The organism is Pseudomonas urethralis (assembly GCF_021602465.1).
GTDB lineage: Bacteria > Pseudomonadota > Gammaproteobacteria > Pseudomonadales > Pseudomonadaceae > Aquipseudomonas > Aquipseudomonas vlassakiae.
The window spans coordinates 133578-144337 of sequence record NZ_BQIJ01000006.1; the positions used below are offsets into that span (position 1 = coordinate 133578).

The 10760-nt window shown below is 62.3% G+C and carries 12 protein-coding genes; 6 read left to right on the plus strand and 6 right to left on the minus strand.

Annotated features, from left to right (window positions below):
• Window positions 1-28 precede the first annotated feature (28 nt).
• Window positions 29-928: an Hsp33 family molecular chaperone HslO gene (gene hslO, locus L6D64_RS12160; protein WP_054885908.1), complete on the plus strand. Its 900-nt coding sequence runs from the start codon at window positions 29-31 to the stop codon at window positions 926-928.
• Window positions 929-1107: 179 nt separating this feature from the next.
• Window positions 1108-2649: a phosphoenolpyruvate carboxykinase gene (locus L6D64_RS12165; protein ID WP_054885907.1), complete on the plus strand. Its 1542-nt coding sequence runs from the start codon at window positions 1108-1110 to the stop codon at window positions 2647-2649.
• Window positions 2650-2706: 57 nt separating this feature from the next.
• On the opposite strand, the gene L6D64_RS12170 is transcribed toward L6D64_RS12165, so the two are convergent.
• Window positions 2707-2979 (minus strand): type II toxin-antitoxin system RelE/ParE family toxin, encoded by a 273-nt coding sequence (locus tag L6D64_RS12170; RefSeq protein ID WP_176509120.1) that lies wholly within the window; start codon window positions 2977-2979, stop codon window positions 2707-2709.
• On the minus strand, window positions 2979-3443 hold the full coding sequence (locus tag L6D64_RS12175; RefSeq protein ID WP_236192449.1) for a hypothetical protein: 465 nt from the start codon (window positions 3441-3443) through the stop codon (window positions 2979-2981). Before L6D64_RS12175 ends, L6D64_RS12170 begins: the two co-directional genes overlap by 1 nt.
• 103 nt (window positions 3444-3546) lie before the next feature.
• On the opposite strand from L6D64_RS12175, the gene L6D64_RS12180 reads away from it, so the two are divergent.
• Complete coding sequence (locus L6D64_RS12180) at window positions 3547-3987, plus strand: acyl-CoA thioesterase (protein ID WP_176509119.1); 441 nt, start codon at window positions 3547-3549, stop codon at window positions 3985-3987.
• Between the two features lie 56 nt (window positions 3988-4043).
• Here L6D64_RS12180 and L6D64_RS12185 read toward each other — a convergent pair whose 3' ends face one another.
• The 3 genes from L6D64_RS12185 to fdhD form a co-directional block, all read right to left on the minus strand.
• On the minus strand, window positions 4044-4523 hold the full coding sequence (locus L6D64_RS12185) for a glycine zipper domain-containing protein (RefSeq protein WP_054885905.1): 480 nt from the start codon (window positions 4521-4523) through the stop codon (window positions 4044-4046).
• 213 nt (window positions 4524-4736) lie between these two features.
• Window positions 4737-7082: an FdhF/YdeP family oxidoreductase gene (locus L6D64_RS12190; protein WP_176509118.1), complete on the minus strand. Its 2346-nt coding sequence runs from the start codon at window positions 7080-7082 to the stop codon at window positions 4737-4739.
• A gap of 5 nt (window positions 7083-7087) precedes the next feature.
• Complete coding sequence (gene fdhD / locus L6D64_RS12195; RefSeq protein WP_176509117.1) at window positions 7088-7918, minus strand: formate dehydrogenase accessory sulfurtransferase FdhD; 831 nt, start codon at window positions 7916-7918, stop codon at window positions 7088-7090.
• A gap of 178 nt (window positions 7919-8096) precedes the next feature.
• Between fdhD and lysM the strand changes: the two genes are divergently transcribed.
• Window positions 8097-8537, plus strand: coding sequence for a peptidoglycan-binding protein LysM (gene lysM, locus L6D64_RS12200; RefSeq protein WP_176509116.1), 441 nt, complete (start codon window positions 8097-8099; stop codon window positions 8535-8537).
• A 112-nt stretch (window positions 8538-8649) separates the two neighbouring features.
• Here the strand turns inward: lysM and yrfG are convergent, their stop codons facing one another.
• Window positions 8650-9312: a GMP/IMP nucleotidase gene (gene yrfG, locus L6D64_RS12205; RefSeq protein ID WP_176509115.1), complete on the minus strand. Its 663-nt coding sequence runs from the start codon at window positions 9310-9312 to the stop codon at window positions 8650-8652.
• Window positions 9313-9376: 64 nt separating this feature from the next.
• Here yrfG and nudE point away from each other — a divergent pair, with 64 nt between their 5' ends.
• Together nudE and cysQ are read left to right on the plus strand one after the other, a co-directional pair.
• The gene (gene nudE / locus L6D64_RS12210) at window positions 9377-9943 is read left to right on the plus strand and encodes an ADP compounds hydrolase NudE (RefSeq protein WP_015268611.1); all 567 of its coding nucleotides are present in this window, start codon (window positions 9377-9379) and stop codon (window positions 9941-9943) included.
• Entirely contained in the window at window positions 9940-10758 is an 819-nt protein-coding gene (gene cysQ / locus L6D64_RS12215) for a 3'(2'),5'-bisphosphate nucleotidase CysQ (RefSeq protein ID WP_176509114.1), read from the plus strand. The genes nudE and cysQ overlap by 4 nt, the downstream gene beginning before the upstream one ends.
• Window positions 10759-10760: the final 2 nt, after the last annotated feature.

The window sequence follows — 10760 nt, forward strand, 5'->3', positions numbered from 1 at the left end:
GTCATCATTTTTCAGATAGCCAAAACCTATGAGCGATTTGCCTGATACCGATTTCACCCAACGTTTCATCTTCGACGAGCGCGATGTGCGCGGCGAGTGGGTGTCTCTCGATGACAGCTACGCCGCGGTGCTGGCGCGTCATGATTACCCGCAGCCGGTGCAGGCGCTGCTTGGCGAACTGATGGCCGCCACCGCCTTGCTGGTGGGCGCGCTGAAGTTCGACGGCCTGCTGATTCTGCAGGCGCGCTCCGAAGGTCCGATCCCGCTGCTGATGGTCGAATGCTCGGGCGAGCGTGACATCCGTGGCATGGCCCGCTACGAAGCGGAGCAGATCCCGGCCGACGCTACCCTGGAGCAGTTGATGCCCGGCGGCCACCTGACCCTGACCATCGACCCCATCAAAGGCCAGCGCTACCAGGGCACCGTCGACCTGGACGGCGCCAACCTGTCGGAGTGCTTCACCAACTACTTCGTGCAGTCGCAGCAGCTCAACACCCGCTTCTGGCTCAATGCCGAAGGCGGCAAGGCCCGTGGCCTGCTGCTGCAGCAACTGCCACGCGACCGCCAGCCGGACGATGAGGAACGTGAAGACAGCTGGCAGCATGTGATTGCCCTGGCCAAGACGCTCAAGCCCGAAGAATGGTCGGAAGACAACGAAACCCTGCTGCACCGTCTTTACCACGAGGACGCGGTACGCCTGTTCGACATCCAGCCGCTGCGCTTCAAATGCAGTTGCTCGCGCGAACGTTCCGGCAATGCGCTGGTCAGTTTGGGCGAGCAGGATGCCAAGGCGCTGGTCGAGGAGTGCGGCGGAACGGTAGAGATCGATTGCCAGTTCTGTAACGAGCGCTATTTCTTCGATGCCAGCGATGTTGCGCAACTGTTTGCCGGTGGCGGCACGGAAGCGGCGTCAGAAACTCGCCACTGAAACGTTTAATTTCAGGGAAATCTCCTGTCGAATTGCGCAAAAGAGCGGTTCTGACAGGAGGGGCCTACTTTTTTTGGGCGTTTCTGGCATAATCCGGCCACTTTTTTCGCTGTAGTAGTTTTTTCGAGACAACTACAAAACGTTTGGAGCACTCGGCCTCGGGCCGGATGGGGTATCTCATGACGCAAGCCAACAACACCGTGTACACCGACCTGAGCGTCGATGAGCTGGTTAAAGAAGCGCTGTCCCGCGGTGAAGGCGTGCTGGCCGATACTGGCGCACTGGTAGTCGAAACTGGCCACCGTACTGGTCGCTCGCCGGCTGACCGTTTCATCGTCGAAGAACCTTCCACCCAGGCCGCCATCGCCTGGGGCCCGATCAACCGCAAGTTCCCGGCCGACAAGTTCGATGCCCTGTGGGACCGCGTCGAGGCGTTCAACAACGCCCAGGATCACTTCGTTTCCTACGTTCACGTAGGCGCTGCTGCCGAGCACTACCTGCCGGTGAAGATGACCACCCAGACTGCCTGGCAGAACCTGTTCGGTCGTTGCCTGTTCATCAACCCGGAGCAGTTCAACCCGGCTGGTCGCGACCAGTGGCAGATCCTCAACGTCGCCAACTTCGTTTGCGAACCTGAGCGTGACGGTACCAACTCCGATGGTTGCGTGATCATCAACTTCGCCCAGAAGAAAGTGCTGATCGCTGGCATGCGCTACGCCGGCGAAATGAAGAAAGCCATGTTCTCGGTGCAGAACTTCCTGCTGCCGGCCGCTGACGTGCTGCCGATGCACTGCGCTGCCAACATTGGCGAAGAGGGTGATGTCACCCTGTTCTTCGGCCTGTCCGGCACTGGCAAGACCACCCTGTCGGCCGACGAAAGCCGTTACCTGATCGGCGACGACGAGCACGGTTGGGGCGAAGGCGTTGTCTTCAACATGGAAGGCGGCTGCTACGCCAAGTGCATCGACCTGTCCGAGAAGAACGAGCCGGTCATCTGGAAAGCCATCAAGCATGGCGCCGTGCTGGAAAACGTCGTTCTCGACGCCAACAAGCACGCCGACTACGCTGACGTCAGCCTGACCCAGAACAGCCGCGCTGCCTACCCGCTGGAGCACGTCGCCAAGCGCGCCGAGGCCAACCTGGGTGGCGAGCCGAACGCAGTCATCTTCCTGACCTGCGACCTGACCGGTGTTCTGCCTCCGGTTTCGATCCTGAATAACGAGCAGGCGGCCTACCACTTCCTGTCCGGCTACACCGCGCTGGTCGGTTCCACTGAAATGGGCTCGGGCGGCGGCATCAAGTCGACCTTCTCCACCTGCTTCGGCGCGCCGTTCTTCCCGCGCCCGGCGGGTGAATACGCCGAGCTGCTGATCAAGCGTATCAACGCTTTCGGCTCCAAGGTCTACCTGGTCAACACCGGCTGGACCGGTGGTGGCTACGGCGTTGGCAAGCGCTTCAGCATCCCGACCACCCGTGGCGTGATCGCCGCTATCCAGAGCGGTGCTCTGGTAGGCGCCGAAACCGAGCACCTGGACATCATCAACCTGGACGTGCCGAAGGCCGTACCGGGCGTGGAAACCGAGCTGCTCAACCCACGCAACACCTGGGCTGACAAAGCTGCCTACGACGAGGCAGCCAAAGGCCTGGCCAAACTGTTCATCGAGAACTTCAAGAAGTTCGAAGTTTCCGATGCGATCAAGGCAGCGGGTCCAAAGCTGTAAACTGAGCCCAGCCGTAACGAGAAAGCCGCCCATTCGGGCGGCTTTTTAGTGTCTGGGTCACGGCCACTGCTGCCGTGCATGGAGGATGCGTATGATTTCTATGCGGTCATCCATGATTCGGTAAATCATCACATAATTCGACCTTACGACAATTTCTCTCGTGCCTGGGCATCTGCCGGCCTTATACAGCGTAGGTGCCAGGGTAGCGCGCCGCGCCTTGTCTCTGAACGTCTCGTCCAACACTAGGGCAGCTGCAGGGTTGTCCTCGGAAATGTGCTCCATGAGGCGAATACGGTCTTTGAGCGCCATTTCTCGCCAAACCAGGCGCATCAGCGAATCTTGGCTTTGAGGTTGGCGCGCAAGACATCGAGCTGCCGCTCCGCATCATCCTCCTCGATCACAGGGGATGCATCTTTGAGGCTTGCCTCGACCTGTTCGGCAAACCAGCCTTCATAGGCTGCTGCCTCATGGGCTCGCTTTAGTGCCTGAGCACGGTCAGGGCGCTGATAGGTGCTCAGCTGGCTAGGGTCGAAGGTGGACGCATCGACCTGGAAATGGTCAATGCCGAGGTCGAGCAGGTAGGTCACCAAGGTTTCGAATTTCTTGAACAGCCTGACATTGCCACTGCGTTGGGCAATCAGCACATGTTCCTGATGGTTGACGTCAACCTGGACTGCCCAGCCTCCGGGCTGCCCTACAATATGTGTTGCATTGATTCGGCCTGATTCTGCCATTCGGCTAAGGTTTGCATGGTCCAGCTGATGAGTAGGCACTGGTGTGATTCTCGGGTTCATTGGCGATACACCATGCTATGCAATCTATAGTTGATTGCGACTATAGGCCTTCCTCACTTGTTGTGGGAAGCTTCTCTTTGAAGTAACCAATTGTGGATAACTCATGACCGAAACCCCCAACCGCACGGCCTTCTCCCACTTCCACCCAATCCTCACCCGTCCCCAGGACAACGAGGTCAACGGCCATATCGCCGGCGCCACCGTGCACGGTTTCTTCGAAACCGCGATCCAGGCCTTCCTGGTTGAACAGGCGGATCTAGACCTGCGCGATGGCGAGTTGGCGGCCTTCGTGGTGAGCTCTGCGGCAGACTTCTTCGCCTTGCCGGGCTTCCCGGATGTGCTGGAGGTGGGGCTGGGGGTGACGCGGCTGGTGGGCAGTACCGTGGAGTACCGCCTGGCGCTTTACCGCCCTGGGGAAACCGATGCGTGCGCGGCGGGGACGGTGGTGCAGGTATTCATCGAGCGCGCCAGCGGCCGGCCGGTGCCGCTGCCCGAGCCGCTGCAGGTAATCCTGGCCGGCCTGCAACTCGATTCGCAGGCATGAAAAAGCCCTGCCGGTGAGGGTAGGGCTCTTTTTACCCGCAGGCTGAGCCTCAGGTATCAGTCGCGCCAGTGGCGCTTGTGCTTGCGGTGGCCGTAGTGGTGGCCACGGTCGTAGTGGCGACGGTCGTCGTAGTCACGACGGTAGCGACGCTCGTCATGGCGCTCGTCTTCATCGGCCTTGTTGCCCATGTAGTTACCCAGCGCACCACCAGCACCGCCGCCTGCGGCCGCACCGATGTAACTACCGGTGGTGCCGCCCATCGAGCGACCTACCACGTTACCGCCTGCAGCGCCCAGGGCGCCGCCGATGGCGGCCTCGCCACGCTGGCGCTTGTCGGCACCGAGGGCACCGCCGGCCGCACCGCCCAGGCCGGCACCAATGGCACCGCCAGTGCTACCACCGATGGAGTTGCCCACTACGGAGCCGAGTACCCCACCCAATGCGCCGCCAATGCCAGCCTCGGTATTGCCGCCTGCCATGGCAACGCCGCTGAGCAAGCTGAAAGACAACAACAGAATCGAGGAGTACTTCTTCATCGAGAAAGCCTCATAGGGATGACGATGGCGAATTTGAGGCTAAGGTGAGCGGCTGGCAACGAAAATCCGACGAGTAACACGAGTTGTACACAATTCTCTAAGTTACTGTATTTGCTATGAAACTTTATCGCTTTTTGCTTGTCAGAGGTATTTGTGACAAAGCCCTGGACCTCGCGGTTCAGGGCTTTTTTGGTTTTTGCCGAGGCGCTTCCGTTACAGGATACGGCCGTCGTCCCGCGCGCGTTCCAGTTTGATGGCAACGAATTTGGACGTCGGCGTATGGCTGCCGTCGCCGATGCTTTCCAGCGGAATCAGCGGATTGACTTCCGGATAGTACGCCGCCGCCTGCCCGGCCGGGATGTCGAAGGCCAGCAATGTGAAGCCGTGCACACGGCGCACATGTTCATCTCCCCACAACGAGACAATGTCGACCTTCTGCCCAGGCTGGAAGCCCAGGCGGATGATGTCGGCCTCGTTGGCAAAAAGTACCTCGCGCTGCCCGCGCACGCCACGGTAGCGGTCGTCCAGGCCGTAGATGGTGGTGTTGTACTGGTCGTGGGAACGCATCGATTGCATGATCAGGTCCGGCACCTGGCCGCTGGCTCGAACGCGCTCGTCGATCAGGGTGTCGGGCAGCAGGTTGGCCTTGAAGTTGGCGCGGCCAGTGCTGGTCTTCCACTGACGGCTGCCGGCGCTGTTGCCAAGGTAAAAGCCGCCCGGGTGAGCCAGGCGCTGATTGAAACCGGCAAATCCGGCAATGGTGTCGCCAATCAGGTCGCGAATGCGCGCGTAGTCGGCCACCAGCCAGTGCCAGTCCACCGGGTGTTTGCCAAGGGTGGCGGCCGCGATACCGGCGACCACGGCAGGCTCCGAGCGCATCTGGTGTGAAAGCGGCTTGAGCTGGCCATTCGAGGCGTGAACCATGCTGAACGAGTCTTCCACGGTGACTGCCTGAGGCCCGTCGGCCTGCAGGTCGATGTCAGTGCGGCCCAGGCACGGCAGGATCAGTGCTTGCTTGCCGTGGATCAGGTGGCTGCGGTTGAGCTTGGTGCTGATCTGCACGGTGAGTTCGCAGTTGCGCAGTGCCTTGGCGGTACGCTCGGTGTCTGGGGTGGCCTGGGCGAAGTTGCCGCCAAGGCCGATGAACACTTTCGAACGGCCATCGAGCATGGCGTGGATCGCCTCCACGGTGTTGTGGCCGTGATGTCGCGGCACCGGGAAGTTGAAGCGTTTTTCGATGGCATCGAGCAGCGCCACTGGCGGCCGCTCGTTGATACCCATGGTGCGATCGCCTTGCACGTTGCTGTGCCCACGTACCGGGCACAGGCCGGCGCCCGGCACACCGATGTTGCCGCGCAGCATCTGCAGGTTGACGATTTCCTGGATGGTCGGCACCGAGTGACGGTGCTGGGTGATACCCATCGCCCAGCACATGATCACGCGCTTGCCACGGCAGTACATGCGCGCAGCCAGCTCGATGTCGGTCAGCGTCAGGCCGGATTGTGCCTGGATGTGCTCCCAGGAGGTGGCGTCAACCGCTGCCAGGTATTCGTCCACGCCATGGCCGTGTTCGGCGATGAACACATGGTCGAAGATGGCGGGCTCGCCGTTGGCCTGGGCTTCGCGCTCCCACTGCAAGACGAACTTGGCCATGCCGCGCAGCAAGGCCATGTCACCGCCCAGTGCCGGGCGGAAGAATGCGGTGTTGGTCGGCCGGTCGCTGTTGGTCAGCATCTCCAGCGGGTTCTGCGGGTGCTGGAAGCGCTCCAGTCCACGCTCCTTGAGCGGGTTGACGCAGACCACCTGGGCGCCACGTTTCACCGCATCGCGCAGTGGGTCGAGCATGCGTGGGTGGTTGGTGCCCGGGTTCTGGCCCCAGACGAAGATCGCATCGGCGTGCTCGAAATCGTCGTAGGTGACGGTACCCTTGCCGACCCCGACGCTCTGGCTCAGGGCCACGCCGCTGGCCTCGTGGCACATGTTCGAGCAGTCGGGGAAGTTGTTGGTGCCATAGGCCCGCACGAACAGCTGATACAGATAAGCCGCTTCGTTGCTGGCCCGGCCGGAAGTGTAGAACTCGGCCTGGTCGGGCGTGGCCAGCTTGTTCAGCTCACGGGCGATCAGGGCGTAGGCGGCATCCCAGCTGATCGGCTGGTAGCGATCGGTTTGTGCGTCGTAGACCATTGGCTCGGTCAGGCGGCCCTGGTACTCAAGCCAGTAGTCACTTTGCTGCAGCAATGCGTTGACGCTGTAGCGAGCGAAAAACGCCGCGTCGACACGGCGTTTGGTCGCTTCCCAGTTGACCGCCTTGGCACCGTTCTCGCAGAACTTGACCATGCCGCTCTCGGGCGAGTCGCCCCACGCGCAGCCGGGGCAGTCGAAGCCGCCGTTCTGGTTGGTCTTGAGCAGGGCGCGAATGTTCTTCAGCGCGTTATCGCTGCCGACCCAGGCCTTGGCTACGCTGCGCAGCGCGCCCCAACCACCGGCAGGGCCGTGGTAGGGCTGGTAACGAGGAGTGGAGGCAGGGGTGTTGTCCGGGAGTTGCTGGTACGAGGTCACGACTGTTACGACTCCGCCGCAGGGCTGTAGACCCGCGGTGCACTGTGTTTGGGCAGATGAATAAGGTTGAGGTTGTGCTTGCGCGCCCATTGCAGGGCCAGGCCAGTGGGCGCCGAAAGGCTGACCAGGGTCTGAATGCCGGCGCGCAGCACTTTCTGGATCAGCTCCAGGCTGCAGCGGCTGGTGACGATGGCCAGGCCGCCCGCTGTGCTGATGCCTTGGCGCAGCAGGGCGCCGATCAGCTTGTCGAGGGCGTTGTGCCGGCCAATGTCTTCGCGGCCCATCAGCAATTCGCCCTGGGCGTTCATGAACAGCGCGGCGTGCACGGCACCGCAGTGCTGGCCCAGCGGCGTGAACGCATCGATACGCTCGCGCAGGCCCGCCAGCCATTGCGCCGGCGGCAACGGCGCGCCAGGCAGAGCGGTCAGCTCTGGCAGCGCCTGTTCCAGGGCTTCCACCCCGCACAGGCCGCAACCGCTGGTTCCGGCCAGCTGGCGGCGCTGGTTCTTCAGGTTCCAGAACGCACGGCTGGAAATCTCCAGGTCGGCATACATCGCCGAGCCACTGCCGGACAGTTTCAGGTCGTAGATTTCCGCAGTGCCTTCGACGATGCCGCTGCCAACGCTGAAACCGACCGCGAAGTCTTCCAGGTCGGTAGGGCTGACCAGCATGACCGCCTGGTTCAGGCCGTTGTAGGCAATGGCCAGGGCGACCTCTTCGGCCAGTGGCGTGCAGGCGCTTGCGCCATCGCTGAGCTGGACGTAGTCGTAGGTGTTGCTGGCGGCGGGCAGTGCCAGAGGCAGGTTGGCCGCGCAGACCGGAGGTTTGCTTTGCATCAGGAGGCTGACTACCGGCGGCTATTTGATAGCATCCAGCCTAGGCCTGTGGGCCGGTCGCGTCTAATCGCTAGGGTCTATGCCTTGATAGACCGCGTCGATTGGTCGCAGCGGGGCAGGCGCGGCAATCCTGGCCTAGACTCCTGGCTCCAGGGTTTACGTCAACAAGGAGCGCGTCATGAGCCTGTTCAGTTTCGTCAAGGAAGCCGGCGAGAAGTTGATCGACCTGCTGACTCCCGGCAATGCGAAGGCCGAAGAGCAGCTGAAGAAACACGTGGAAAGTGTCGGCCTGGGCAACCCGAACATCTCGGCCACTGTAGAGGGTGACACGGTCATCCTCAAGGGCGAGGTGGGCAGCCAGGAGGAGAAAGAGAAGATCATTCTTGCCGCCGGCAATATCGAAGGGGTGGCCAGTGTCGATGACCAGATCACCGTGGCCGGGCCGGTCGTGGCGGCGGCAAGGTTTGTCACCGTGAAAAAGGGTGACACGCTGTCAGCTATTTCCGTTGTCGTGTACGGCAATGCCAGCCAGTACAACAAGATTTTCGAGGCCAACAAGCCGATGCTCAAGCACCCGGACAAGATCTACCCGGGGCAGGTGTTGCGCATTCCTGACTGATCTCTATCTGCTGTCCCGGCCCTTTCGCGGGTAAACCCGCTCCCACAGGTTTTTCATCACATTCAAATGTGGCGCCATATCTGTGGGAGCGGGTTTACCCGCGAAGAGGCCTTTACAGGCCGACCAGCAATTCCCGGTAGTTCTCGACCGCCGCGAACTCCTCGGTATCGCGCGGCTGCGCCTTGCTGTCCGGCTGGCGTACCGCCAGCAGGTGCCCCACGCCAAAGCGCCGCGCACTGCGCAGGATGGCCAGAGTGTCATCGATGAACAGGCTGCGCTGCGGATCAAAGCCGATATCCGCCTTCAAGGCGTCCCAGAACTGCGGGTTTTCCTTCGGGTAGCCGTAGTCGTGCGAACTGATCAGCCGCTCGAAATACGGCGCCAATTCCACCCGCTCCAGCTTCAGCGACAGTGAATCGCGGTGGGCGTTGGTGATCATCACCACGCGCTTGCCGGCCTTGCGGATAGCAGCAAGGAAGGTATCGGCATCGGGCCGCAGGGCGATCAGGTCGGCGATTTCGCGTTTGAGCTCGCGAATCGGCAATTGCAGCTCGCGGCTCCAGAAGTCCAGGCAGTACCAGTTGAGCGTGCCGGCATTGCGTTCGAACAGCGGTTGCAGTTCCATTTCCGCCATGGCCCGGCTGACCCCGTGCAGCTCGGCGTAGCGCTGGGGCAGGTGGTCGAGCCAGAAGCGGTTGTCGTAGTGCAGGTCGAGCAGGGTGCCGTCCATGTCCAGCAGGACGGTATCGATGGCAGACCAGGGAAGAACAGGCATGGGAAACTCTCGATCAGTCGGCAAGCCACGGTATAGTAACGCGTTCACGCCAAGGAGCTGCCCCATGCGCCAGAAACCCACCGTCCTCAGTCGCGAGATCGTCGCCAGCAGTCGCCTGTTCAGGGTCGAGGCCGTGCAACTGCGCTTCAGCAATGGCAACGAGCGTACCTATGAGCGCCTGGTTGGCCGAGGCAACGGCTACGGCGCGGTGATGATCGTCGCCATGCTCGACGCCGAGCACGCGGTGCTGGTGGAGGAATACTGCGGCGGCACCGACGAATATGAGCTGTCGCTGCCCAAAGGCCTGATCGAGCCGGGTGAGGACGTGCTGGCCGCGGCTGACCGTGAGCTCAAGGAAGAAGCCGGCTTTGGCGCTCGCCAGCTGGAGCATCTGACCGAGCTGTCGCTGTCCCCAGGCTACATGAGCCAGAAGATCCAGGTGGTGCTGGCCAGCGACCTCTACGAGGAGCGCCTGGAGGGCGACGAGCCGGAGCCGATGCGGGTCGACAAGGTCAACCTGCGCGAACTTTCGGCCCTGGCCATGCACCCGCAGTTCACCGAAGGGCGGGCGTTGGCGGCGCTGTACCTGGCCCGTGACCTGCTGATCCAGCGGGGGTTGCTCGAAGCATGAACGACCTGCAACTGATGCACGAAGTGGTCAAGCTGGCCCAGCAGGCCGGCGAGGCCATCCTGCCGTTCTGGCGCGCCGACGTGAGGGTGACCACCAAGGCCGACGATTCGCCGGTGACGGCTGCCGACCTCGCGGCGCATCGGGTTATCGCCGATGGCTTGCTGGCGCTGGCGCCGCAGATTCCGGTGCTGTCCGAAGAGGACTGCAATATCCCGCTGGCCGAGCGCCAGGGCTGGAGCCGCTGGTGGCTGGTCGATCCGCTCGATGGCACCAAGGAATTCATCGCCGGCAGCGAGGAGTTCACCGTCAACATCGCGCTGGTCGAGAACGGCGAAGTGGTGTTTGGCGTGGTGGCGATGCCGACCAACGGTCGCTGCTATTTCGGTGGCCGCAGTTTCGGTGCCTGGCGCTGTGAAGGGGCGGCCGAGGCGCAGCCGGTTCAAGTGCGCAATGCGCCGCCTGCCGGTGGCCGCTTCACCGTGGTAGCCAGCCGTCGTCATTCCAGCCCGCAGCAGGAAGCGCTGCTGGCTGGCCTGAGTGCTGCCGTGGGTGAGCTGGAACTGGCGAATATCGGCAGTTCGCTGAAATTCTGCCTGCTGGCTGAAGGCAGCGCCGATTGCTACCCACGCCTGGCGCCGACTTCGCAATGGGACACTGCGGCGGCGCAGGGTGTGCTGGAAGGCGCCGGGGGCGAGGTGATCGAGGTCGATGGCCAGCCATTCCGCTACCCGGCGCGTGAGTCGCTGCTCAATCCGTTCTTCCTGGCGTTACCTGCCAACGCGGCCTGGCGCCAGGCATTCCTCGAGCTGATCTGACC